This window comes from Haloarcula mannanilytica, from assembly GCF_005406125.1.
Lineage (GTDB): Archaea > Halobacteriota > Halobacteria > Halobacteriales > Haloarculaceae > Haloarcula > Haloarcula mannanilytica.
On sequence record NZ_BIXZ01000001.1, the window covers coordinates 748,450 to 773,222 of the forward strand.

Genomic DNA, 24,773 nt, shown 5'->3' on the forward strand with positions numbered 1-24,773 from the left:
CAGCATCAAAAAAACGGTGCGTCGGCAGTCCTCAGTGACGACTCAGTCGTCAGTGGAGGCGGCGAAGTCCGCTTCAGTGGCCTCGGCACTCGGGGCGGCCTTGGCCGGTGGTTCGTTGCGCACGTCGTCACGCTCGCGGTCGGCGATGACCTCGGCGTAGGCATCGGGCATCACCTTCGTGAAGTTCTCCAGTCCAGCGTCCCAGTTCTCCAGCAGTTCTGCCGCCCGGTCGGAGTCGGTGTAGGCGGCGTGGTTCTCGACGAGTCGGGTGATCATCTGGCGGTCCTTCCCTTCGAGGGTATCGGACAGCGACACCATGCCAGTGTTTGCCTTCTCCGCGAAGGTCCCGTCGGCGTCATAGACGTAGGCAACGCCGCCGGACATGCCGGCCGCGAAGTTCTTGCCCGTCTCGCCCAGCACGACGATAGCGCCGCCGGTCATGTACTCACAGCCGTGGTCGCCGACGCCCTCGACGACGCCTTTGACCCCGGAGTTGCGGACGGCGAATCGCTCGCCGGCCATGCCGTTGACGTAGGCCTCGCCCTGAGTCGCGCCGTACAGCGCGACGTTGCCGATGACGATGTTCTCCGTCGGGTCGAAGGGGGCGTTGTCAGGCGTGTTCAGGATCAGCTTCCCACCCGAGAGCCCTTTGCCGACGTAGTCGTTGGCGGTCCCGGTCAGCTCCATCGTCACGCCCTGTGCGAGGAACGCGCCGAAGGACTGGCCGGCCGTGCCGTTGAAGTCGACTCGGATAGTGTCGTCAGCGAGACCGTCGCTGGCGTGCTCACGGGAAATGCGGTTCGAAAGCGTCGCCCCGACTGCGCGGTCGACGTTGCTGATGTCGGCGTCGATGGCGACCGGCTCGCCGTCGTAGATAGCCCCCTCAGCCGCGTCGATGAGGTCCCAGTCGAGCTGCTGGTCGACCTCGTGGGTCTGTTCGCGCTGCTTGTAGCGGCCGTCGTTGTCGGCCGGCTCCGCGATGACCGACGAGAGGTCGATCTTCTGGGCCTTGGGCTGGGTCACGTCGTCGCGTTGTTTGAGGACGCTCGGACGGCCGACCATCTCGTCGACCGTCTCGAAGCCGAGTTCGGCCATGATCTCCCGCAGTTCCTGGGCCACGAACGTCATGTAGTTGATGACGTGCTGTGGCTCGCCGGGGAACCGCTCGCGGAGGTTCTCGTTCTGCGTGGCGATGCCGACCGGGCAGGTGTTCTCGTGGCACTGCCGGGCCATCACACAGCCCGAGGTGACCATCGAGGCGGTCCCGAAGGTGTACCCCTCGGCACCGAGCAAAGCGGCGACGGCCACGTCGCGGCCGGTCTTCATGCCGCCGTCGGTCGTAACCTTGATGCGCGAACGCAGGCCGGTCGCCCGAAGCATCTGGTTGGCCTCCGAAACACCGAGTTCCCACGGGAGGCCGGCGTTCTTGATGGAGGTCTTCGGCGACGCGCCGGTCCCGCCGTCGTGGCCCGAGATGTGGACCACGTCGGCGTTGGCCTTGGCGACGCCGGCCGCGATGGTCCCGATACCGTCCTCGGAGACCAGCTTGACGTTGATATCGGCCTCGGGGTTCGAGGCCTTGAGGTCGTGGATGAGCTGCTTGAGGTCCTCGATGGAGTAGATGTCGTGCAGCGGCGGCGGCGAGATGAGGCCGACGCCCGGCGTGGCGTAGCGGACGTGGGCGATCATCTCGTTGACCTTCTTGCCGGGCAGGTGGCCGCCCTCGCCGGGCTTCGAACCCTGGGCCATCTTGATCTGGAGTTCGTCGGCCGACGCGAGGTAATCGGAGGTGACGCCGAAGCGGCCGGAGGCGACCTGCTTCGTGGTACACTCCTTCTCGGTGTCGAACCGCTCAGGCGGCTCGCCGCCCTCGCCGGTGTTGGCGTTGGCCCCGAGTCGGTTCATTGCGATGGCGTTGTTCTCGTGCATCTCGGGCGAGAGAGACCCGAGCGACATCGCTGCGGTCTCGAACCGTTCGACGATATCCTCGACCGGTTCGACCTCCTCGATGGGGATGGACTCGCGGTCGGAGTCGAACTCAAGCAGGCCACGGAGTGTCTGGAGCTCCTCGTTCTGGTCGTTGACCAGCTCGGCGAACTCCTTGTACGTGTCGTAGTCGCCCATGCGGACGGCCTGTTGAATCTTGCCGACCGTGTTGGGGTTCCACTGGTGGTGGATGCCGTTCGAGCGGAACTCGTACTCGCCCTGCCGGGGCATGTCGGGTTCTTCCTCGCTCCAGGCGACTTCGTGGCGCTGGGTGAGGTCGTCCTCGATTTCCTCGATGCCGATCCCTTCGGTCCGGCAGGTCGTTCCCTCGAAGTACTCGGCGATGAAATCGGAGGAGAGGCCGACAGCCTCGAAAATCTGGGCACCCTGGTAGGACTCGACCGTGGAGATACCCATCTTTGCCATCGTCTTCAGGAGGCCGTCCTCGACGGCGGTGATGTAGGCGTCGATGGCGTCGGCCAGGTCCGCGCCGTCTGGTCCGGCCACCAGGTCTTCGATGGTCTGATAGGCCAGATAGGGGTTGACAGCGCCGGCCCCGTAGCCGATGAGCGTCGCGAAGTGATGGACGGCCCGCGGGTCGCCGGACTCGACGACGAGTCCGACGTGGTTGCGGAGACCGTTACGGACGAGGTGGTGGTGGATGCCACCGACCGCCAGCAGGCTCGGGATCGGCACGCGGTCCTCGCCGGCGTTACGGTCCGAGAGCACGAGGATATCGTGTTCCTTCGCGGCGGCGTCGGCCTCGGCCCGCACGTCCTCAACAGCCTCGCGGAGGTCGCCGTCCTTCTCGTAGGTGATGTCGAGGACCTTCGTGGACATGCCGTTTGCATCCAGGTCCTTGATGGACTCCGTCTCCTCGTCGGTGAGAATCGGGGAGTCAAGCACGAGCTGGCGGGCGTGGTCCTGGCTCTCGTCGAGCATGTTGCGCTGGTAGCCCAGCCGGGACTCAAGCGAGGTGACGAGTTCCTCGCGGATGTAGTCAAGCGGCGGGTTCGTCACCTGCGCGAACAGCTGCTTGAAGTAGGTAAACAGCGGGCGGTTGAACTGTGAGAGGACCGACAGCGGCGTGTCATCGCCCATGGAGCCGACGGGGTCTTTCCCCTTCTCGGCCATCGGCTCGATGAGGTGGTCCACCTCGTCGTACGTGTAACCGTACATGGCCTGGTGGCTCCGCAGGGCGTCGGAGGGGTCCCGGGGCTCGTTGTCCTCGCGGTCGGCCACCTCGTCGATATCGACCTGTTCCTCGGCGACCCACTCGCCGTACTTGTCGTCGGTGATATCCTCGAACACTTCCGCGTCGGGAATGACGCGGCCCTCCTCGGGGTCGGCGAGGAAGCACTGCCCGGGCTGGAGCCGGCCGCGTTCACTGATCTCGCTGGCGTCGTGTTCCAGCGCGCCGGCTTCCGAAGACATCACGAGCGTGTTGTCTTCAAGGATGTCGTAGCGACACGGGCGCAGGCCGTTGCGGTCCAGCACGGCTCCGATGCGGTCGCCATCCGTCGCCGCGACGAGCGCCGGGCCGTCCCAGGGTTCGACCAGCGAGGCGTGGTAGTCATAGAAGTCACGCCGGTCGCCGGTCACGTCGTTCATCTCGCCGCGCCAGGCTTCGGGGATGAGCATCCGGAGCGCGTGCGGGAGGTCACGGCCGCCCTGGAGCAGGAGTTCGAGCGCGTTATCGACGCTCGCAGTGTCTGACTGCTCGGGGTCGTCGATGATGGGTTTAATCTTCTCCAAGTCACCCTCGAAATCGTCGCTCTGGATGTCTGTCTCCCGAGCGCGCATCCAGTTGATGTTCCCCTGGATGGTGTTGAACTCGCCGTTGTGAATGACACGGCGGTAGGGGTGTGCGAGATGCCACGCGCCGAGCGTGTTCGTCGAGAAGCGGGCATGCACCATTGCGAACGTCGACTGCATCCGCTCGTCTTCGAGGTCGGGGTAGTAATCTTCGAGCTGTTCGGCCTTGAGCAGGCCCTTATACACCACTACGTCGGTTGCGAGCGAGACGACGTAAAATCGCTCGTGGCCCGACGGTTTCTCTTCCTCGATGGTATTTTCGAGCGACCGGCGGCCGACATACAGCTGGTTCTCGAAGGCATCGCCGGTCTTGCCCGTCGCCGAGGTGACAAAAAACTGGACGATGTCAGGCTCGGATTCGAGCGCCGTCGCGCCCAGGTCGCTGTTGTCCGTGGGAACGTCGCGCCAGTCGAGGACATCCAGGCCCTCTGCGGCGAGTTCCGTCTCGACGAGGTCTTTCAGGCTCCCGGCGACCTCGTCGTCGTCCTTCGGGAGAAAGAGCGTGCCGACGGCGTACTCACCGGCAGGTGGGAGGTCGGCGTCGACTTCGGCAGCGAAAAATTCGTGGGGGATCTGGAGCATGATGCCCGCTCCGTCGCCCGTGTCCTGCTCGGCTCCTGTCGTCCCTCGATGTTCGAGGTTGTCGAGGAGTTCGAGTCCGTCCGATACAACCCAGTGGTCGCTCTGGCCGTCGAGGTCCATAACGACCCCGACACCACAGTTCGACCGCTCGTCCGTGGGATCTGCAAGCCCGGCGTCGCCTGCAGAGAGACCTGTCTGTCGCTCAACCATGTGTTTCACGACTAGGCGTGCCCCTATAAGAGGGTACTCCTAATGGTATTAGTGTTGTTTAACCCCACATTAAGGCATATATATTTATCACGATTGTTCGGTCTGTATCATGGGTGATGTGTAGCGGCCGCAGGCTGGCGGTTCGTCCGAGATTCAGCCGAGCATCGGCGCAGCCGGCTCCTCGATACCGGAAACGTAGGCAGTAATGTCAGTTGTCGATACCATTCCGACGACACCTTCCGTTTCATCGACCACAGGGAGGTGATGGACACCGTGGTCCATCATCAGGCTTGCAGCCGTCTCGACGGGGTCGTTCGCCGTGACCGTAACCAAGTCCCTACTCATAAACGCCGAGACGGCCAGGTCATCCGGATCGCCGCCCTCTGCGGCGATCTCGACAAAGTCCGTCGAGGTGAGAATCCCCGCCAGTTTGGCGTCCGCATCGACGACACCGACGGAGCTGATGTTCTCATCGAGCATCCGTTTAGCCACTGCCTTCGCGTTCGCGTCGACGGCAACGGTCGTTACAGGTGAAGACATAATTCGCCCGACAAACAGGTCATCCATGGTATCTGGTAACATGGTTCAATATATAACCGTGTCGGTCCCGGATATCTAGCCATATCACGATATAACCAGCCTGGCAGAAATATATAAGGTCTTAATATATCAAACGCTGATGTTATCGAACAGACCGTTCGTATCGGCGGCGTCTTCGCAAATTAGTTCACCGCCGAAGACCGCTGTTCAATCAGAAATCCGAGTTCTCACGGCGGTATCTGTTCGCCGTTTGGCGTTTGTATGACTGTAGTCTGACGGCGATTTATATACATAGGGACAGCAGTGCTCATCGGGGGCACGGAGGAAAACGTCACACGCTCCCCGACCCCATCCTTCCTTCAGTTGGTCGGTGCGTCGTGTAGTCGGTCGCCAGTTATCTGTGCAGGCCGTTCGTATCAGCACAGACGCATGTCTAGTAATGGCACCAGCGTCGCCATCGCCTGCCAGGGCGGCGGTAGTCACAGCGCGTTCACCGCCGGCGCTCTGCAACGGCTCCTCCCGGCGGTCGACGCCGAGTACGATTTCGTCAGCTTGAGTGGCACCTCCGGCGGCGCGCTCTGTGCGGTCACGGCCTGGTACGGACTGCTCGGTGAGGGCTCTGACTACGCCAGGGACTTACTGGAGGATGTCTGGTGTGATGTCGCCGCCACGACGCCGCCCTCGTTCCTGCTGAATGAGGCGCTCGTCTGGCGGAGGCGGTTTGAAAACTCCATGGTTCCAGTGGCCGATGTCTCTCCCTACGCGACGCCGGGCCGGCCGGGCCATGGCTGGTACCTGTCGCTGCTTGACCGCCACATCGATTTCGACGAGTTCGATACCCTGGCCGACGAGGCACCGCCACACGTCACCGTCGGCACGGTCAACGTCAACAGCGGCGTGTTCGAGACGTTCACCGACGATGCCATCACGCCGAAGACAGTGCTGGCCTCGGCCGCGTTCCCGCTGCTGTACAAGGCCGTCGAACTGAACGGCCACTGGCACTGGGACGGGTTGTTCTCTCAGAATCCACCGATTCGGGAGTTCTTAACCAGTGGTCGGCCCAAACCCGACGAAATCTGGATTATCCAGATCGAACCACAGACCCGCGAGGAACGGCCAACGTCGCTGGCGGAAATCTCAGATCGCCGCCAAGAGCTGTCCGGGAATCTCTCGCTGAACCAGGAGCTGTTCTTCGTCCGAAAAGTCAACGAATGGGTCGACAAGGGGTATCTCCCGGATGAGTTTAAGCACGTCGAGATACGATGGCTTCGCTTCGATGAGGAACTGCAAGCAGCCTCGAAACGCGACCGCGACCCGCGATTCATCGAAGATCTCATCGAACAGGGTCGAACCGAAGCCGGTGAGTTTCTGAATCACCTCTCGTAGCTGCTGACACGCACACTGTACCGCCGGATTACAGGATTTTTAGCGTTTCCTCCCGCTGGATTAGCATCATCGACTTGAGGGGCGAAGCCGCCACTGGTTCTGGAGACCGAACCTATTTTCTGTCACTCAATATGATTTTCGCGCATGGTCCCCACTGTCGAACGAAAGAACGCGACTGCAACGCTAGGAACGGCCGCCGGGTGGCTCCGGGCGGCCCCAGCACTGATCGGCATTTCGCTTGTCGTCAACGCTGTTAGCACTGTATCGCAGGTCATCTCTTGGAGCAATCTCCTCACCTTCCCACTGAGTCTCGTCCTCGCGGGAGTCATCCATCTCTACGCTGCCGAGATGGTCACGAATCACCGTCCCTCTCTTAACGAGTCCATCCGGTCCGTCCTCACCCGGTTGCCACACCTGTTCGTGATCGCCCTCCTCATTGGTATCGGCACGGTGTTTGGACTATTCCTGTTAGTCATCCCGGGCTTCTACTTCTTGCTCAAGCTCAGTCTCGCGCCTGCTGCCTGTGTGATCGACCAGCGCGGGATCGGAGCTAGCATGCAGACAAGCTGGGACCTGACTGAGGGTGACCTCGGGAAGATTCTTGCCATCCAGCTCATCACGGGCATGATAACTATAGCCGCATACCTGTTCGGCCTGGTAGCCGTTGGCGGATTCGAGTCGTTGCCGCAGTACAGCCAGATGACGCTTGTCTGGGTCGGCCTCGTCGCATTGCCTGTTCAAGCGGTCATCACGCCGATAGCGCAGCTCTCGCTTGCTCGCATCTACCTCGAAAACCGTGACACTGGCGACGTGACCGACACGGACGGTGCAGACGAGCCCAGCCCGTGACCGGCTGACGACAAATAGCGACCGAGGACAGCAATCAAACAGTTTCCAGAAGTATCCCTCAGGAACGAACGCTGTCCCATCAGTAACTCTTCGCGAAGTACGCCGTCTCCTCCGCCTCCTCACCACAGATGGCGCAGTCATCGTGAATCGGCTCCTCGTCGCGGTTGAGCGGGACCATCACGATTTCGGCCGCGATAGCCTCTTTGATCGGTTCCTCGCAGTCCTCGTCGCCACACCAGCCACATTTCACGTAGCCGCCGTGCTGGCCGATGGTGCCCAGAATCTCCTCGCGGGACTCGGCCTCGCGGATTTCGCCCTCTAGCGTCTCCTCGGCGTCGGCGTAGAGCTTCGCGTGGACGGTGTCGAGGTGCTCCGTGACGGTGTCGGCGATGCCGTCGCGGTCGACCGTCTCGGTGTCGCCGTCGGGGCGATGAACGAGCGTGGCTTCCCCGTCCTCGACCTCGTGGGGGCCGATTTCGACTCGCAGCGGGACGCCGTGGAGTTCGTGTTCGTTGTACTTGAAGCCAGGATTGCGGTGTTCGCGGTCGTCAAGTTCGACGCGAACGCCGGCTTCGTCGAGTTCTGCGGCGAGGTCGGCGGCGTAATCGACGACTTCCTCCTGGTTGTCCTCCTGCCAGATGGGGACGACGACGACCTGGTCTGGCGCGAGTGCAGGCGGGAGCACGAGGCCCTGGTCGTCGGAGTGGGTCATGATGAGTGCGCCCATCGCACGCCAGGACAGCCCCCAGGAGGTCGTGTGGGCCGTGTTCTCTTCCTCGTCAGCGTCGGCGTAAGTGATGTCGAACGCCTCGCCGAAGGAGGTCCCGAGGTAGTGGGAGGTCGCGGCCTGGACGCTCTTGCCGTCGGGCATCAGCGTCTCGATGGTCGTCGTCGTGTGCGCGCCGGGGAACTTATCGTGGGGCGGCTTGCGGCCCTTCAGCGGCGGCATCGCCATGACCTCCTCGTAGAGGCGGGCGTACTGGTCGAGGCGGGTCATCGTCTCCTCCCACGCGCCGTCCTCGTCGGCGTGGGCGGTATGGCCCTCCTGCCAAAGGAACTCCTTGGTGCGGAAAAACGGCTTCGTCTCGGTGGCCTCCCACCGGACGACGGAACACCACTGGTTTAGCCGCATCGGGAGGTCCCGGTGCGAGCGGGTCCACTGGGCCATGAACGGCGCGATGATGGATTCGCTCGTGGGCCGGACGGCGAGGCGCTCTTCGAGTTCGTCGTGGCCGCCGTGGGTCACCCACGCGACCTCGGGGTCGAACCCCTCAACAACGTCTTTCTCCTTCTCCAGATAGCTCTCGGGGATGAACAGCGGGAAGTAGGCGTTCTGAACGCCGGTGTCCTTGAACCAGCCGTCAAGGTTGTTCTGGATGCGCTCCCAGATTGCGTAGCCACGGGGGCGCGTGACGATGAACCCGCCCATGGGGGCGTAGTCCGCGAGGCCGGCCTTCTGGACGACCTCGGCGTACCACTCGCCGGGTGAATGCTCCTTGCTCTCGGTAATGCCGAGTTCCTGCTCGCCACTCATTAGGTGTGTCGTGGCCCACGGCGCTAATAAACTCCCCGAAGGGTGGTTGGTCGCTGGCATGCCGACCGAGGCCGATAGTCGGCGTCGACCGGGGCTGTCAGGTCCGAACCGTCAGTTCGTCGCCGGGCTCCGGCTCACCGAAGGCGTCCGCGGCGGACCCGCCACGCAGGAACAGTTCCTGATAGGGGTCGCCCCCACCCGCCGAACCAGGGACGATGGCGAGGGTCCCCTCCCGAACGTCTGATACAGCGTCCCGGACGACGACTTCCCGGGACTCACCGTTGAGTTCGACGACGACCGATTCGCTCCCCGGCGAGAACGCCGACTGCCGAATACCAGTCTTGACGTTCCCGTAGCCGTCGACGTGACAGACCACGGACTCGGGCGGGGCCGGCACGTTGTCGAGCGACCGCTCCGTACCGAGCGAGGAGCGGTTCCCGTTGGCGATCTCGGCGACCCGGCGCGGGAACACATCCCGCGACCGAAACTGGCCGGTGTCGGCCGGCAGTTCGATCTCGCGGAACGTCGTGGCCCGGTCGGTGATAAACGAGAGGTTGTAGCCGGCGTCGACGGCGACGACGGGGACGCCGTTGTCCAGTTCGAGATAGCACAGTGCCCCGCCGGTGTCGGCCCGCTCCGGCGTCGATTCCGTCGTTCGCGGGGCGGTGTTCGAGTATAGCAGCAGGTCGTCGAATGCGGGGTTGTGAATGCCGAGCTGTGCGATCCAAAAGCCCGTGGCGACGGTGGAGAACGGCTGGATTTCGGTCGACTGGACGGAGAGAGTCGGGTCCGCGGCGGTGAGACGGTGGACGACCTCCGAAAAGGCCGGGTCTGACGGGCCGTAGTCCGCGATGAGATGAACGAACGTGCTCATGTAAGGCTCTGGTCGCTACCACGTCGGTGCGCCTGTATAATCTTGTGCCTTGGTAACAGGGGATGTGGCGTCGATTGCATCCGGCGGCACCGTCCGATCAGGCCCCGATTGTCGTCAGCGAGGCGATAGAGTCGGCGACGCGGCGTTCCATCCCCGTGCCGGAGAATCCTGGGACAGGGTCGACAGCCTGTGCGTAGAACCCCTCCTCGCCCTCGACGAACTCGACGCAGAGGGCGCGCGCGCCGAATCGGTCCAGCAGCTCCCGGACGCGGGCCGCGAGCGTCACCTCGACGGTGTCCTCACTGATGACGTGGTCAAGTCCGGACAGTTCCGACCGGACCTGCACCGCCCGCAGGTGGGTCTCCCGGCCGTCGTTGACAGCGAAGTACTTGTACTCGACCGGCTCCGCCCGGACCCGGGCCTGGTAGAAATCGCCCTCGTCGTTGTCGGCCGGCACGCCGTCCCAAGCGTAGCGGGTCCGAGCGATGTAATCGCAGTCGGGCTTTTCGAACCAGACGGACGGTACCTGACAGCCGACCTGTTCCAGCCCGTGCAGGGCAACGAGTCGACAAGACAGCGCCGTCGTCGGCAGGAAGCCGTTCCACGTTTCGACGCCGACCCTGTCGGCGTACCGGAGCGCGCTGAACGATTCGGGCCGGAGCGTCGTGTTGACGAGCGCGGCCAGATCGTCGATATCGGCTTCTGACACCGGGTTTCCGGGCCGGAGGAACTGGATGTCGAACCCCCGAGCGGAGAGCCGCTCTGCGACGGCACCGAACACCGGATGCTCAGGCTCGCAGATGAAGCCGATCTGGTCCATACCGCCACATCTCAGCGGTCCGATAAAAAAGCCGCGCAAAACCGAACGACTGAGGCACATCGGTACCGTATCGAGACCATGATGAACGCGCTCAGTATTGGGGGCCACGCCGGCGGCGGAAGTTTGGACATCGCCGCCGTCGTTGGCCTCTCCGCCGTGGCCGGGGCGGTACTGTGCGGACTCGCCCTGCTCGCGTACCGACAGCGCGGGACCCGTGCGTACCTGTTGATTCTCCTGGCCCTCACTGCCCTGTTCGCCCGACCGCTCATCGCGCTGTTATCGGAGTTCGCAATTGTCTCAGCGCCGACCCATCATCTCCTCGAACATGCGCTCGATACCCTCTTTGTTCTCCTGGTCCTCGGCGCGGTGTACTACGCTCGGACAGTCGAGAAACGGCTCGACGAGGAGGGGCTATGAGCGACACCAGAGCCAGGATTTACCGGCATATCGAGTCCCACCCCGGCGTTCACTTCCGGGAACTGACCCGGGCGCTTGACCTCGCAACGGGACAGGTCCAGTACCATCTGGCCCGCCTCGACCGCGTTCACAGTGAGTCGGTCAACGGACGCACGCACTACTACGCGGCGTCGTTCGACCTCTGGGAGCGCCGTGCCATCGCCTTCCTCCGGCGGGAGACTGCCAGGGACATCCTCGTCACGCTCATCGAGCGCGAAACGGCCCGCCCCGGTGAGGTGGCCGACCACCTCGATGTCGCCCGGAGCACGCTCGAACACCATCTCGATGGCCTGGTCGACCACGACATCGTCGAGAAGCATCGAGACGGAGGACAGGTGACGCTGGCGCTCTGTCGGCCGGAGTCGACGGTCGAACTACTCGCGGCGGTCGACCCCACAGCCACCGACCGCCTATCGGACCGGTTTACGCGACTGCTCGACCGGCTCTTCGAGAGCGGGTGACTCGACGACCGCTACGGCGGCCCCACCGCTTTCGAGTCCCGTACCACAATCCAATTGGATGGGCAGTCCCTAGGAAGGGTGATGACTGAACGCGGGATCTCCCGACGCGAGTTCGCCAAGAGCGCCGTCGCCATCGGCGGGACCGCGGCGCTGGCCGCCTGTCTCGACCGCGGGTCAGGGGCAGTACCCGAGGGGACCGACGACCCCTCGTCACTGCCGGACCGCCAGCACGCCTGGAACGCCGCGCTGGCGTCCGACGACGCGGGGAACCACCGCCTGTCGCGCCATCACGTCCTCCTGTTGCTTGATTACACCGGCGACGAGACCCCGACCGATGCCGACCGCGAGCAGGTCGAAACGGCGCTCCGGGACCTCGAACGCGCCTACGAGTGGAGCAACGAGGGGCTGCTGTTCACGCTCGGCTACAGCCCGGCTTACTTCGACCGCTTCGAAGCCGACGTAGCCGGCGTCGACCTTCCCGAACCCGCGGCGCTGGCCCCCTTCGAGGACCCCGAACTCGACACGCCTGACGCCCTGCTGCATCTCGCCAGTGACGACGAGCGCGTCGTCATCGAGGCCGAGGAAGCGCTGAAAGGCCGGCGCGACACCGCCAACGACCACGAAATGACTGCGACCTTCGACGGCGTCCTAAGCGAGGCGGAGCGCCGGACGGGCTTTGTCGGGGCCGGCCTGCCCGCCGAGCACCAGGACGCCGACGGGATTCCCGACTCCGAGCCGGTCCCCGAGGAGGCCCCGCTGTTCATGGGCTTCAAATCCGGGTTCGAGGGGAACCAGGCCTCCGAGGACCGCGTGACGGTCGACTCGGGGCCGTTCGCCGGCGGCGCGACTCAGCACCTCTCGAAAATCCGGCTGCAGCTCCAGCAGTGGTACGAACAGGACTCCCGGGACCAGCGCGTCTCGAAGATGTTCTGTCCGGCCCACGCCGCCGAGGACAAAGTGGAGGGCGTCGGCGAGAACCTCGGCACCGACAGCGGGATCGACGGCTGCCCCGAAGATGTGGTCGACAGCGGTCGCAGAGAGGGGGTCGTCGGACACTCACAGAAACTCTCGCGGGCCAGAGAGGACGACTCGCCGCTGCTTCTCCGCCGCGACTTCGACTCGACCGACGGCGGCGAGGCGAGCGTCCATTTCCTCTCCTTGCAGCAGTCTATCGCCGACTTCGTCGAGACGAAACAGGCGATGAACGGGACCGACGTGGCCGAGAACTCCGCCGTCGGCCAGCGGGTGAACAACGGTATCCTCCAGTACATGACGGTCAGACGGCGCGGGAACTATTTGCTCCCGCCACGTTCGCTGCGAGCGCTTCCGCCGGCCGACCCGGCCTAACCGGCCGGTGTCGTCAGGACACCGGGTCGCGGTTCTCGACTGACTCACGGGCGAGTGCGTCGGCGCTGACGCTGTAGCGGTACGACTGTGTGAAGTAGTCCGCTATCACCCCCTCCGTCGCTGTCGAATCGGCTGGCGGTTCAGCCGTCGAGGACCCCGTACAGGTGACGATGACATCGTACCCCCACGAGCGCTCGGTGACGGCGTCGATGCGGCAACCGAGGGTCATCTGAGTGTACTCGCCCTGCCACAGGCCGTTGTAGACGTGACGGTACTCGTATTCGGACACGAACTCGCGGACGGACGACTCGTTTAGCGTCGCGGGCCGGTCGGGTCGGTCTTTTGGACCGTCATGGAACTCGACAGTCCCAGTCGGAGTCGCCGCCTCAGTCGTGGTCGCCGGCTCTGTCGGTCCAGATGACGGGCCACCAAGACATCCCGCAGCCAGAACGACAACACCGAGGACCACAAGGCAGGCAGTTCGGGAGGACATACCAGGAATGTCGTAACTATCGACAAGTGTCTTGTGCTGTCTCCCGATGGTTTCGATCCCCGTACCAGAACGGTCTTTCAAGTGAGGGCCCAAACCCGGAGCATGAATCGACGGCAGTTCCTCGCCGGTGCCGGTCTCGCCGGCACGACAGTCCTGGCGGGGTGTGGCTCGCTGAGTTCCCAATCGACGCGCGCACCGCCGCTGGTCGAGGACCGCCCCGACGCCACGTACCGTCCCACCCACGCCGAGGGAATGGGGATGGCCGGGATGGCACAGGCGGGCGAGTACATGGTCGGGCTGAGCTACTCCTTCCCCCACCGCTTCTGGACAGTCACCGGGACGACGGCGGAGAAGGTCGACATCCGGAGCGAGGACAGCGTTCACCTGATGGCGACCGTCTGGGACCCCGAAACCGAGATGGTCCTCCCGGTGTCTGCTGGCCTCTCTATCACCATCGAGCGCGACGGCGAGACGGTCGCCGACAAGTCCCCGTGGCCGATGATCTCCCAGAACATGGGGTTTCACTACGGCGACAACTACGCGCTCGACGGCGACGGCGTGTACCAGCTCTCGGTCCGCGTCAACGGGATGAGCGAACGCCGACTGGGAGCTTTCGAGGGCCGGTTCGACGAGGCCGGTGAGACCACGGTCGAGTTCGACTTCTCACAGAGCGCCCGCGACCAACTCGCTTTCGAGGAGTTCCCAGACACACAGGGCGAGCGCGCGGCGGTCGACCTGATGAACATGGACATGATCCCGACCTCGCAGGTCCCCGAAGTGTCGGCCCTGCCCGGGACGGTGCTTGGAACGGACAAAGGGAGCGACGGCGTCTACGCCGTCACGTGGCTCCGGGACGCCGTGTTCCTCGACGAGGACGAGTCGTATCTGGCCGTTTCGGCCCGGACGCCGTACAATCGCGTTCCCCTCCCGATGATGTCGCTCGATGGGACCGTGGACGCCGACGGCGAACAGGTGTTCGAGGACGCGCTGACCGCCGCGGTCCATCCCGAACTCGGGTATCACTACGGCGCAACGGTCGAAACAACAACGCAGGAGCCGTCGGTCGGTGTCGATATCGTCGCCCCGCCACAGGTGTCCCGTCACGAGGGGTACGAGACGGCGTTCCTGACGACGCCCTCGTTCTCGTTTTCCGGCAGCTAACCGCGCTCAGACGATCCATTCGACGTAGTCCGGACACTCGTCGCATTCGACGCGGGTCGCCCAACTGTCTCCCCGGTTGTGGTCCGACGGTGCAATCTTGACCACGCTGACGTTCACCGAACCGCAGTTCGGGCACTGCCCCGGTATCTTGGAACTGGACATCTGGTGGGATTCCTCCGCTAAGTGTCACTTCCCGCCCCATCCGTAATGTTACTTTCCCTAAATCGGATTTAGTGAGTTACCATATATTTCGGTCGATAGGGGTATTCATGCATGATATAGCACATATCAGTTAGCCAAGGGAATCGGGAGCTACTTCACAGTGAACGGGGTTCAGTCTGTTGCCATGACTAACTGCGATCCATGGCTGTACGCGACCACTCACCAGTAGCTACCACAGCAAATGTTCCGTTCCGCGGCAGGGCCGCGTGTCTATCTCCTGTGGTTTAGTCGAACCACTCAGTGTAGTCGCTACAGTCGGGGCACTCCGCACGGATGCTCCACTTGTCCCCCCGTTCGTGAGAGGACGGTGGTACCTTGTTTATCCGGACATCTACTGATCCACATTTTGGACACTGACCAGGAATCTGCTCACCAAACATGTATTTTACTGTCTATGTAGTTACCAGTCTTATCTTCTTGAGTAATATTTATTTCCCAAATAGACATTCTATAAATTATTTTCAAGCTATAAATTTGGAGGCAGACCAAAACAACGAGTACAATGTCGATATTCTCGGCCGAACTTATTCCACCGTGAACGGACTCTCCTCCTGTTGCCACGGCCAACCCGGGACCCGCGTCTGGACCCCGGCCGCGAGCGCGGCGTCGAGGTCATCAGCCCCAGCGGTCTCTGTGTCGTCGCCGTGCGTTCGCACGTCCGCGACGTGGAAGGTGGCCTCCGCGAGCAGACGAAGCGGTTGCTCGCCGGCAATCATGGCCGCTAGCTCTCGGCCCAGTAGTTCGTCGACGACAAAGCCCGGGTAGTCGCCCTCGACATCTAGATCTCGAAGCAGACGAACCAGCGCAGCGACGTTGACTGCGCGATCGCCGTCGGCGAACACGTCGTCAATGGCGGCCGTGTACTCCGCTGCCGTGAGCGTGTCGACATCGACGCCGAACTGGTCGCCCAGATGGGCTCGCGTTTCGTTGATTACTGGAACGACGGCGTCATCGCGTTCCTGCACCCACTCATACTCCTCGGCGACAGTTTCGGGTGTCAGCTGCATGTCGGCCACTCACACGGTTCTGGTTTACCCCTTGTGGCACGACACAGCGGGCTGAAGTTCACCCACGACGGCTCACATCCGGACCGCCGTATTGCGAAGGCTTTTATAACACGAGGGGAATACTGACGAATAGAGGACGGTTTTCCGGACATCTCTCCACGTCCGGAGGCAACTCACCGATAACTGATGACTTTATTAGAGAGCGTACATCCCGCGGCTCCAGGTCGGCCCGCACCAGCCGTGGACGGCGGGATGGCACCCCGTTTTGAGCTATGAGTACTGTAGACAAACAACTCGAAGACGTGAAGGCAACGATCGACGACGAAGTTCCGCCCCGGATCTCCGTCTCGGATGTCACCTACGAGGGTCCGGAACTCGTCATATACACGCGGGACCCGAAGGAGTTCGCTGCCAACAGTGATCTCGTTCGCCGACTCGCGTCGAAACTCCGCAAACGAATCACGGTCCGCCCGGATCCGGACGTACTGACCCCGCCAGCCGAGGCCGAGGAGGCGATTCGGAACCTCATCCCCGAGGAAGCCGGCGTTGTAGACCTGAACTTCCACGCCGATACCGGCGAGGTGGTCGTACAGGCCCAGAAGCCCGGCGTCGTCATCGGCCGTCGCGGCGAGACGCTACGTGACATCACACAAGAGGTCGGGTGGACGCCCGAGGTCGTTCGAACGCCGCCAATCGAGTCCTCGACGGTCGACAACGTCCGGAACTTCCTCAAACAGGAGCGGGAGGACCGCCGGGACATCCTCGAACGCGTCGGCCGGCAGATCCACCGCGAGCCGATGTCCGACGACGAGTACGTCCGTATCACGACGCTTGGCTGCTGTCGGGAGGTGGGCCGCGCCGCCTTCATCCTCTCGACGCCGGACACGCGGATCCTCGTCGACTGTGGCAGCAAGCCCGGCTCGAACGGCGACCAGCCATATCTGGACATCCCGGAGGCGTTCGGGGCTGGAACCAACGGTATCGACGCCGTCGTCCTGACCCACGCGCACCTGGACCACTCCGCGCTGGTCCCATTGTTGTTCGAGTACGGCTACGACGGCCCCATCTACTGTACTGAGCCGACACGGGACCTGATGGGGCTGTTGACCCTCGATTATCTGGATACTGCTGCCGATAAGGGTCGGACGCCGCCGTACGACTCCGAAATGGTCCGGGAGGCGATCAAACACACCATTCCGCTTGAGTACGGCGACGTGACCGATATCGCGCCCGACATCAAGCTGACGCTGCACAACGCCGGCCACGTCCTCGGCTCGTCGGTGTGTCACTTCCACGTCGGCGACGGTCTGTACAACGTCGCCTTCTCCGGGGACATCCACTACGACGACACGCGCCTGTTCGACGGCGCGGTCAACGATTTCCCGAGAGTCGAGACGCTCGTGCTGGAGTCGACCTACGGCGGCCGCAACGACTACCAGACCGACCAGGAGGACTCGGAGCGAAAGCTCAAACAGATCGTCCAGAACGCCTACGACCGCGACGGGAAGGTCCTCATACCGACCGCCGCCGCCGGCCAGTCACAGGAACTCATGCTCGTCCTCGAAGAGGCGATGCGGGAGGGCGACATCCCCGAGATGCCGGTCCACCTCGACGGGATGATCTGGGAGGCGACAGCCGTCCACACGACCTACCCCGAGTACCTGCGCGACGGTCTGCAAGACCGTATCTTCGACGAAGACCGGAACCCGTTCCTGGCCGACCAGTTCAACCACATCGACGGCGGCGACGCGGAACGGGAGGAGATCGCCGACGGCGATTCCTGCATCGTCCTCTCGCCCTCCGGAATGCTCACCGGCGGCCCCGCGCTGTCCTGGCTCGAACAGCTCGGTCCCGACCCGGACTCGACGATCGCCCTCGTCGGCTATCAGTCCCAGGGGACGCTCGGCAACCGAATCCAGCGGGGCATTGACGAGGTGCCCGTCGGCGCCAGCGGACGCAGCGAGACCGTCCCGCTGGAGATGACCGTCGAGACCGTCGACGGCTTCTCCGGGCACGCCGACCGGCAGGGCCTGGAGAACTTCGTGAAGACGATGAACCCCCGCCCCGAGAAGATCCTCTGTGTCCACGGCGACGAATCCGCGACACAGGACCTCTCCTCGTCGCTGTACCACGGTCAGAACATCCGGACCTTCGCGCCGGAGAACCTCGAAACGTTCCGCTTCCGCTGAGTCGGTCGCTGTTCTCGGTTCGCTGCCCCCGACAGTTGGACGAACCTCTATACGGGAGGCCAGTGAACCCCGAGTATGGACCTCATCAAGTATTTCGACGAACTCGAACCGATCGGGATGGTACTCATTGGACTCGTACTGTTCATTATCCCGGAGCCTGCGACCTCGACGCTCGGGATCGGACTGATGGCGCTGGGCGGCGCGTGGTGGTTCTACGAGTGGAACCGGTGAGTGACAACGGGTACCCACTGCTAGGCGTTTTTACGGGACCGTTCAGTGGCGGAAGTCACACCCAGTGACGCCGCCCCTACATATATTGGGTTTCGTATGTGTTCTAGTATTACCCAGAGAGAAACGCAAATCGAGTCTGTACCATCGACTCCCTCGATGCCCACGATATAGTTCAAATACCAGCGACGTATGGCGGATTTGCGTCCAAATAGTGCCTCCCTTCACAAACCTTTTCTGCCTACTAACTGCTGATTATCATGTAGCGAAACATGTCAGCAACTGATTCAAACACGGGCGCACAGTCGCTATTCACTGGCCTCCCATCGGGGATCGTCCCAATCGTCGCGATCCTCGCGGCGCTGGTATCGACGTACATCCACCTCTCACTGGCACCGATGGTTCTGCAGTTCAATACCGTGCAGGGGATCCTGTTCATACTGGCCGGGCTCGGGTTCATCGGCGGTATCATACTGTACCTGACCAAATACTGGCGGCGGGAACTGTATCTGGTCGCTATCGTCTTCGCACTCGCACAGGTCGCCGCCTTCTTCGTGATGGGTGGACGGGTCAATCAGATGGCTATCGCGTCCAAGGTCTCCGAGGTCGTGTTCGCCGCCGCGGCGGCCTATCTGTACCAGACTGATACGGCAGTGACGAGCTAACGCAACGTATCGGAACTCGCCACGAGCGGGCCGCTACGACAGGTCGACGGTCCGGTCGGCCCAGTGCCGGAGCCTCGCAAGGGCGTCCCGTTCGGTTCGGGACACCGGGTTATCGACGCCCAGTTCGTTGCTGTCGAAGGCATTGAGGACGGCCACATTCGCTCTGTCACAGTATTCGGTGAGCTGGCCGACCGTTGCGGCTTCATGCTGAAACGGGATGGTTGCGTCGTTGACGAACACCGCACGCGGATTTTTCGGTAGCGCGTCCATCTGCTCCTCGGCACGGCGAGCGTTTTCCCGGGCGAGTGCGACCGCCTGGTCTGCCGTCTCGCTCTCGGCGCGGGGCGCGCTGGCGTCGATCCGGCCGAGCCAGACCGCCTCCGGCACGGTGATGAACCGGTCAAGGCGACCGCCCAGTATCGTCCCGTCCCGTTCGAGTTCGGGCGCGAAATCGAGAACGACGACGCCGTCGGTCCCCTCGCGGTCGAGCCAAGCGTCAAGGGCGGCCGCGGTCGTCCGCGTCTTGCCGGTGTTCGAGGGACCAGTGACGAGCGTCGACCCCGAAAGCGGGAACTCGACGCCGGTCACGCCAGGAGTTCCTCCCGCAGGAACTTCCCGCCGAGGCCGGCCATTGCGAGCCCAAGGGCGACAGCAAACGCCAGCACGAATCCGGAGAGCGGGCCGATACCGCCGCCGAGCTGTTCGACGACGAAGTTCGCGGCTAGTCCGCCCGACACAGCGATGAGGGCCAGCCCACCGATGTTGGCGGCCAGCGAGTTCCGTTCCGGGACCGCGTCGGAGTTCAGGAGATAGAGGACGAGGGCGATGACAAACGGTGTGCCGACGGTGCCGAGCGCGAGCACGAGGACGAGCTGGCCGAGCACGTTCCCGCCGATGAATGCGCCCGGCGCAGAGAGCAGCGCGACGGCGACGAGCAGCCCGCGGTAGCGGTTGTCTTCGATAGTAGTACCCCAGCCGAGCTTGTCGGCGAGTAGAAACGGCGGGACGATGGTGTTGCCCCCGAGCGTCGACACGGCAGCGCCCCAGAGGCCGAGCAGGAACAGCCAGCGGGCGCTGTCGCCGACGAGCGGCCCCAGCGCCTCCGCAGCGCCGACCGTCGTCAGGTCCCCGGAGGTGAGCACGCTCGCGGTCACCAGGAAGATAGCGAGGCTGTAGATACCGAAGGCCACCAGCATGGACGCGCCCACGTCGACCGTCGCGAGGTCGTAGTCCTCGCGGGTCCAGCCACGGGCCCGCATCGTGTAGGAGTGCATCGTGATGAGCGTGATGTGGACCGCGCCGCCGAGGATGCCGGCCGCGACCAGCGCACTCCCGGACGGCACGGACGGAATCAGTCCGGCCACCGCCGCGCCGGCGTCGATGGGGACGACGAACAGACTGGCGACGAACGCGACAACGACCAGCAGGACGAGGACCTTCGCGGCCAGTTCGAGGAACCGGTAGCCGCCGCCGGCCAGCCCCGCCGCGAGGACGAGCGCCCAGGCGACGCCCCAGATTCGCGCGTCGATACCAGTCACCGTCGCCGAGACCGTGGCGACGGTTTTCATGATGACGAGTTGTGCGACACCGGCCGCAAGCACTGCGTCGCCGACCAGCAGCCACGCCCACGTTTCACCGAGGTGGTCCTCGACGACGGCGACGATACCCCGCTCGGTCAGCAGCCCCAGTCGCATCGAAAGATACTGCGCCAGCGCTCCCGCACCCGCTGAGAGGACGACGACCCACAGGAGGCTGTAGCCAAAGGTACCCCCCGCGGTGACGAGACTAGCGATGGTCGCCGGACCGGCGGCAATTGCGCCGGCAATCCAGGACGGCCCCATCGCATCGACGTAGTCACCGACTGTTCCCCTGCTAACGGCCGAATTCTCGACTGACTCGGCACGACTCATACCTTCGGCTTGGGCGGTTCCCCCTCAAAACTCTGCCGACATATCTTTCAGTGGTATTCTGAAGTAATTCGACTTCCGTGCAGCGGTTACGCGAGAACGACAGCGCTGGCCGGTTCGACATACTATCCGCTCACCGGTCGGAATGCTCCCGCAGTCGACAGGGGACTGAGCCGCCTCAGAGTTTGACCGTTCCGAGGTCCGATTCCAGCTCCTCGACGTGCTCGTTGTACGCCTCGACGAAATCAGCGAACTGCGGGGCGTACTCGCGGATGTCGGCGGCCGAGGGCGGTTCGTACTGTGAGAGCAGGTAGAGGCCGTTGCTCCCGCCGACGCGGAGATACGACGCCCCGTCGGTGTCCCATTTGAGTTCCCAGCGTGTGCCGCCGATTCTGTCGGTGAAGGTCCCGTAGTCGCCGCCCTCGTAGCGCTGGAGTTCCCGGGCGATCCGGTCACAGATTTCCCGGATGCGGCCGAGGACGCGGTCGCGCTCGGCGACGACGCCGTCGGTCGTCGCAATTTCCGGGAACTCCGTCGACACGTCGTCGAGCACGCCGTCCAGCGATGCGACGTAGTCGTTGAACCCCTCGACAAAGGCGTCGTAGTCGGCCAGCGCGTCGGCTAGTGGCTCCGGTTCCGGCGGCTGTTTGGTCGAGATGACGTAGGTGTCAGAGCCGCGGGACGGCGAGAACCGGAGGTACTCCAGGTCGCCGCCCTCGTACTTGACGGTCCACTCGCCGCGGTCGGTCTCGATGTCCGCCTGCCCGTAGTCGCCGCCCTGGAGTCGGGCGAGCTGGTAGGCGACCTGTCCGGCGTGGTCACGGACCGCCGCGACCAGTTCGTCACGCTGCTGTGCAACGGCTGTCGCGTCGGCGGGGTCGGCCGGTGGCCACTCTGTCACAGTGGACGGAAACGGCGGGACGGCAATAACAGACTCGGTCGGCTACTCCGATTCGAGCAGCGCGTCGTCGCCGTGGCGTTCGCGGAGGTCCTCGAAGTACTCACGCTGGTCGTCGATGTTCGATGTCGATTCCGCGTACACGTCGGCAAAGAGGTCCGTCGGGTCGGCAGCGTGGGCCTCCGCCTTGTCGATAATCTCGCCGAGGTGCTCGCTGATAGTGTCATCCATCACCTCGATTTGCTCGTCGTCCAGCAGATTGCAGTTTCTGAGGAACTGCTCTAGGCGGTCCAGCGGGTCCCGGTCGCGCCACTGCTCGACCTCCGCTTCGTCCCGGTACACGTCCGGGTCGTCGGCGGTCGTGTGCGCGCCGAAGCGATACTGGACGGCCTCGATGAAGATGGGTTCCTGCTTCCCTCCATCGGCTCCCACCGCCCGCTCCCGGGCGGCCTCGGTGACAGTGTAGGTCGCCAGCGGGTCCATGCCGTCGACCTGCACGCCGTCGAAGCCGTAGGCGTCGGCTTTCTGTGCCAGCGTCTCGCTGGCGGTCTGGCGCTCCCGCGGAACCGAGATGGCCCACTGGTTGTTGTTGCAGAAAAACACCGTCGGCGTCTCGAACACGCCGGCGAAGTTCATCGCCTCGTGGAAGTCCCCCTCGCTGGTGGCTCCGTCGCCGAAGTGGACGACACCCGCCCGCTGGTCGCCTTTGCGTTTTGCCGCCCACGACCACCCGACGGCGTGAGGGAGGTGCGCGCCGATAGAGATGTTCAGCGGGAACACGTTCACGTCGCCGATGGCGGCATTGCCCGCTTCGTGGCCCATCCAGTAGAGGACGTACTCCCAGGGGAGTCCGCGGGCGACGAGCGCGCCGTGTTCCCGGTACTGGTAGAAGATAGTGTCCTCGTCGGCCAGCGCGTACGTCGAGCCGACCTGCGCTCCTTCCTGGCCGGCCAGCGACGAGTAGGTGCCGAGTCGGCCCTGCCGCTGGAGGCTAATCATCCGCTCGTCGAACCGGCGGGCAAAGCGCATGTCGCGGTACATCGACACCAGCGCCTCGTCGCCGATATCGGGAACGAGGTCGGGGTCGACGATCTCGCCGTCAGCGTCCAGCGCCTGCACCTGGTCGTCGTACGCCCTGTCGAGCACGTCGTTTGCCATGTCGTATCACCACACTCGAAGCGGACGAGCAAAAAGCTGTGTTCGATTCTGGTCAGTCGAACCACTCCAGGACGCGACGACGGGCATCGGCCTGGTCGTCGGGCATCACTTCGAGGACGACGGCTCCGTCGAAGTGCGCATCGAGAGCGTCGGCGGTCCGTTCGAGCGGGATATCGCCGTCACCGAACGCCAGCCCGTCTTCCAGCGACGTGCCGTCAGTGAAGTGCACGACCTGAATCTGGTCACCATACTCCCGAAGCAGGCCAGAAAGGGCGTCGAGATACGCCGGTTCGGCCATATACAGGTGAGCTGTATCGAGAACGAGGTCGTGGCCGCGGTCCAAGACGAGGTTCCGCAACGAATGGCCACTCATACCGGGGTTGTTCTCGTAGCCGTACGGCGCGGAGAAGTCGTAGGCGTCCAACTGCTCCGTGTGCGTGTGCTGGGCGTACTGGCTGTGAACGACCAGATAGGCGTCGAGCCGGTCGGCCAGGGCGTCACTCTGCCGAAACGGCTCGGGATCGTCCGGGCGGGCGTGGAGTGTGTGGACCGACAGCGCCGTGACCGGGGAGCGTTCGACTGTCTCGGCCGTCGCCTCGACGCTATCGAGATCTGACGGCCGCAGATGGAGTTCGACGCTGTCGAACCCCCTGTCGGCCGCCGCGGCGAGAGCGTCCGGGGACGGCGGGCATTTGCCGACGAGATGCATGTATCGGGTCCCGCGACGGCCGGTAGTAAAACGATGGCGCTCACGAGGCGGAGCGTGCCAGCAGGCCAATTACAAAGCGGACGGGGGCAGAGAGTTGAATAGGCAGGAACAGCGGGGTTAAGTACCACTGGGTGTGACCACGGAGTAATGGATAGACGTTCGTTCCTGACAGCGGCCGGCGCGACGGTTTCCGTCTCGTTCGCTGGTTGTGCCGGACTGGGCGGCTCCGACGAGTCGAGCACCGAAGGGTCGAGCACGGACGAGTCGACTGCGGACGGAACGACCACCGGCAACGCCGGCGGTGCCGAGGAAACGCTCGTCGTCGGGACCTACAGCGCGTTCATCGACTCACCGTCGACGAGTCCGGGCGCGTGGGTGAAACAGCGCTTCGAGGAGGCGTTCGACGCCCGCCTCGTCTGGCAGACGCCGAGCAACGAACTCAACCATTACATCGAGCGCCGGAACGCCGGCGTCGATATCGAGGCCGACATGTACCTCGGGCTGAACACCGACCACCTCGTCCGGGTCGACGAGAACCTCGACGACCCGCTGTTCGCCGAGGTCGGCGACGTGGCGGGTCAGGACGACATCAAACCGGGCCTGCAGTTCGACCCCGACGGCCGGGCAATCCCCTACGACACCGGCTACATCAGCCTGGTGTTCGACGGAACCGCGACCACAGCGCCGGAAACGTTCGACGGTCTGCTGGCCGAAGAACACGCTGGCGACCTCATCACGCAGAACCCCGCCAGTTCCGCCACCGGACGGGCGTTCCTGCTGCACACCGTCAAGCAGTTCGGCCCCGACGGCTATCTGGACTACTGGAGCGACCTGCAGGACAACGACGTTCGGGTCCTCGGGTCGTGGAGTGACGCCTACAGCGCGTGGTCGGGCGGCGAAGCGCCGATGGTCGTCTCCTACTCCACCGATCAGGTGTTCGCCGACCAGAACGACGCGAACATGGAGAAACACCAGATCCGCTTCCTGAACGACCAGGGCTACGCCAACCCGGAGGGGATGTCGGTCTTCGAGGGCGCGGACACCCCCGCTCTTGCCCGGGAGTTCATGGGTTTCCTGCTGCGCCCGGAGATTCAGGGCGAAATCGCCGTCCGGAACGTCCAGTTCCCGGCGACCGAATCCGCCGACCTCCCCGAGGACTACGCCGAACTGGCACAAGAGCCCCCGGAGCCGGTCACCTTCGGCTACGACGAACTCAAAGGCTCCGTCTCGGGCTGGATCTCCGACTGGGAGCGGCAGTTCGCCTCGAACTAACGAC

Annotated in this window: 23 protein-coding genes; 10 read left to right on the forward strand and 13 right to left on the reverse strand. The window is 63.8% G+C overall.

The window, feature by feature from the left end:
• Positions 1–42: 42 nt before the first annotated feature.
• Both gltB and Harman_RS03755 read right to left on the reverse strand, forming a co-directional pair.
• Positions 43–4,593: a glutamate synthase large subunit gene (gene gltB, locus Harman_RS03750; protein WP_137682475.1), complete on the reverse strand. Its 4,551-nt coding sequence runs from the start codon at positions 4,591–4,593 to the stop codon at positions 43–45.
• Between the two features lie 153 nt (positions 4,594–4,746).
• Positions 4,747–5,160, reverse strand: coding sequence for a CBS domain-containing protein (locus tag Harman_RS03755; RefSeq protein ID WP_137682476.1), 414 nt, complete (start codon positions 5,158–5,160; stop codon positions 4,747–4,749).
• Between the two features lie 402 nt (positions 5,161–5,562).
• Here Harman_RS03755 and Harman_RS03760 point away from each other — a divergent pair, with 402 nt between their 5' ends.
• Together Harman_RS03760 and Harman_RS03765 are read left to right on the forward strand one after the other, a co-directional pair.
• Positions 5,563–6,519 carry a patatin-like phospholipase family protein gene (locus tag Harman_RS03760; RefSeq protein WP_137682477.1) on the forward strand — a complete coding sequence of 319 codons (957 nt, stop codon included), beginning with the start codon at positions 5,563–5,565 and terminating at the stop codon, positions 6,517–6,519.
• A 144-nt stretch (positions 6,520–6,663) separates the two neighbouring features.
• Complete coding sequence (locus tag Harman_RS03765; protein WP_137682478.1) at positions 6,664–7,368, forward strand: YciC family protein; 705 nt, start codon at positions 6,664–6,666, stop codon at positions 7,366–7,368.
• A 79-nt stretch (positions 7,369–7,447) separates the two neighbouring features.
• Here Harman_RS03765 and proS read toward each other — a convergent pair whose 3' ends face one another.
• The 3 genes from proS to Harman_RS03780 all read right to left on the reverse strand — a co-directional run bounded on the left by proS (position 7,448) and on the right by Harman_RS03780 (position 10,596).
• Positions 7,448–8,902, reverse strand: coding sequence for a proline--tRNA ligase (gene proS, locus Harman_RS03770; protein ID WP_137682479.1), 1,455 nt, complete (start codon positions 8,900–8,902; stop codon positions 7,448–7,450).
• 97 nt (positions 8,903–8,999) lie between these two features.
• Positions 9,000–9,776, reverse strand: coding sequence for an SAM hydrolase/SAM-dependent halogenase family protein (locus tag Harman_RS03775; RefSeq protein ID WP_137682480.1), 777 nt, complete (start codon positions 9,774–9,776; stop codon positions 9,000–9,002).
• A 97-nt stretch (positions 9,777–9,873) separates the two neighbouring features.
• Positions 9,874–10,596: a hypothetical protein gene (locus tag Harman_RS03780; RefSeq protein ID WP_137682481.1), complete on the reverse strand. Its 723-nt coding sequence runs from the start codon at positions 10,594–10,596 to the stop codon at positions 9,874–9,876.
• Between the two features lie 81 nt (positions 10,597–10,677).
• Between Harman_RS03780 and Harman_RS03785 the strand changes: the two genes are divergently transcribed.
• The 3 genes from Harman_RS03785 to Harman_RS03795 all read left to right on the forward strand — a co-directional run bounded on the left by Harman_RS03785 (position 10,678) and on the right by Harman_RS03795 (position 12,860).
• Entirely contained in the window at positions 10,678–11,013 is a 336-nt protein-coding gene (locus Harman_RS03785; protein WP_137683124.1) for a DUF7471 family protein, read from the forward strand.
• A complete protein-coding gene (locus Harman_RS03790; RefSeq protein ID WP_137682482.1) occupies positions 11,010–11,513 on the forward strand; it encodes a winged helix-turn-helix transcriptional regulator in 504 nt (167 codons plus the stop codon). The genes Harman_RS03785 and Harman_RS03790 overlap by 4 nt, the downstream gene beginning before the upstream one ends.
• Before the next feature lie 81 nt (positions 11,514–11,594).
• Complete coding sequence (locus Harman_RS03795) at positions 11,595–12,860, forward strand: DUF7405 family protein (protein ID WP_137682483.1); 1,266 nt, start codon at positions 11,595–11,597, stop codon at positions 12,858–12,860.
• A 13-nt stretch (positions 12,861–12,873) separates the two neighbouring features.
• Here Harman_RS03795 and Harman_RS03800 read toward each other — a convergent pair whose 3' ends face one another.
• Positions 12,874–13,353 carry a hypothetical protein gene (locus Harman_RS03800; protein WP_137682484.1) on the reverse strand — a complete coding sequence of 160 codons (480 nt, stop codon included), beginning with the start codon at positions 13,351–13,353 and terminating at the stop codon, positions 12,874–12,876.
• A 102-nt stretch (positions 13,354–13,455) separates the two neighbouring features.
• Here Harman_RS03800 and Harman_RS03805 point away from each other — a divergent pair, with 102 nt between their 5' ends.
• Entirely contained in the window at positions 13,456–14,514 is a 1,059-nt protein-coding gene (locus Harman_RS03805) for a twin-arginine translocation signal domain-containing protein (RefSeq protein ID WP_137682485.1), read from the forward strand.
• Positions 14,515–14,520: 6 nt separating this feature from the next.
• Here the strand turns inward: Harman_RS03805 and Harman_RS21385 are convergent, their stop codons facing one another.
• Together Harman_RS21385 and Harman_RS03810 are read right to left on the reverse strand one after the other, a co-directional pair.
• The gene (locus tag Harman_RS21385; RefSeq protein WP_200830817.1) at positions 14,521–14,676 is read right to left on the reverse strand and encodes a hypothetical protein; all 156 of its coding nucleotides are present in this window, start codon (positions 14,674–14,676) and stop codon (positions 14,521–14,523) included.
• Positions 14,677–15,260: 584 nt separating this feature from the next.
• Positions 15,261–15,743, reverse strand: coding sequence for a hypothetical protein (locus Harman_RS03810; RefSeq protein WP_137682486.1), 483 nt, complete (start codon positions 15,741–15,743; stop codon positions 15,261–15,263).
• 272 nt (positions 15,744–16,015) lie between these two features.
• Here Harman_RS03810 and Harman_RS03815 point away from each other — a divergent pair, with 272 nt between their 5' ends.
• From Harman_RS03815 to Harman_RS03820, 3 genes are all read left to right on the forward strand, one after another.
• Positions 16,016–17,932: a beta-CASP ribonuclease aCPSF1 gene (locus tag Harman_RS03815; RefSeq protein ID WP_137682487.1), complete on the forward strand. Its 1,917-nt coding sequence runs from the start codon at positions 16,016–16,018 to the stop codon at positions 17,930–17,932.
• 75 nt (positions 17,933–18,007) lie between these two features.
• A complete protein-coding gene (locus tag Harman_RS21390) occupies positions 18,008–18,163 on the forward strand; it encodes a hypothetical protein (RefSeq protein WP_200830818.1) in 156 nt (51 codons plus the stop codon).
• Between the two features lie 269 nt (positions 18,164–18,432).
• Positions 18,433–18,825, forward strand: coding sequence for a DUF7475 family protein (locus tag Harman_RS03820; protein WP_137682488.1), 393 nt, complete (start codon positions 18,433–18,435; stop codon positions 18,823–18,825).
• A 33-nt stretch (positions 18,826–18,858) separates the two neighbouring features.
• Here Harman_RS03820 and Harman_RS03825 read toward each other — a convergent pair whose 3' ends face one another.
• The 5 genes from Harman_RS03825 to Harman_RS03845 form a co-directional block, all read right to left on the reverse strand.
• Positions 18,859–19,413 (reverse strand): hypothetical protein, encoded by a 555-nt coding sequence (locus Harman_RS03825; RefSeq protein WP_137682489.1) that lies wholly within the window; start codon positions 19,411–19,413, stop codon positions 18,859–18,861.
• Positions 19,410–20,735 carry a divalent metal cation transporter gene (locus Harman_RS03830; RefSeq protein WP_137682490.1) on the reverse strand — a complete coding sequence of 442 codons (1,326 nt, stop codon included), beginning with the start codon at positions 20,733–20,735 and terminating at the stop codon, positions 19,410–19,412. The genes Harman_RS03825 and Harman_RS03830 overlap by 4 nt, the downstream gene beginning before the upstream one ends.
• 175 nt (positions 20,736–20,910) lie before the next feature.
• Positions 20,911–21,633, reverse strand: coding sequence for a hypothetical protein (locus tag Harman_RS03835; protein WP_137682491.1), 723 nt, complete (start codon positions 21,631–21,633; stop codon positions 20,911–20,913).
• 42 nt (positions 21,634–21,675) lie between these two features.
• On the reverse strand, positions 21,676–22,788 hold the full coding sequence (pdhA, locus tag Harman_RS03840; protein ID WP_137682492.1) for a pyruvate dehydrogenase (acetyl-transferring) E1 component subunit alpha: 1,113 nt from the start codon (positions 22,786–22,788) through the stop codon (positions 21,676–21,678).
• Positions 22,789–22,840: 52 nt separating this feature from the next.
• Complete coding sequence (locus Harman_RS03845) at positions 22,841–23,497, reverse strand: sugar phosphate isomerase/epimerase family protein (protein ID WP_137682493.1); 657 nt, start codon at positions 23,495–23,497, stop codon at positions 22,841–22,843.
• 147 nt (positions 23,498–23,644) lie between these two features.
• On the opposite strand from Harman_RS03845, the gene Harman_RS03850 reads away from it, so the two are divergent.
• A complete protein-coding gene (locus tag Harman_RS03850; protein ID WP_137682494.1) occupies positions 23,645–24,769 on the forward strand; it encodes a thiamine ABC transporter substrate-binding protein in 1,125 nt (374 codons plus the stop codon).
• Positions 24,770–24,773 lie beyond the last annotated feature (4 nt).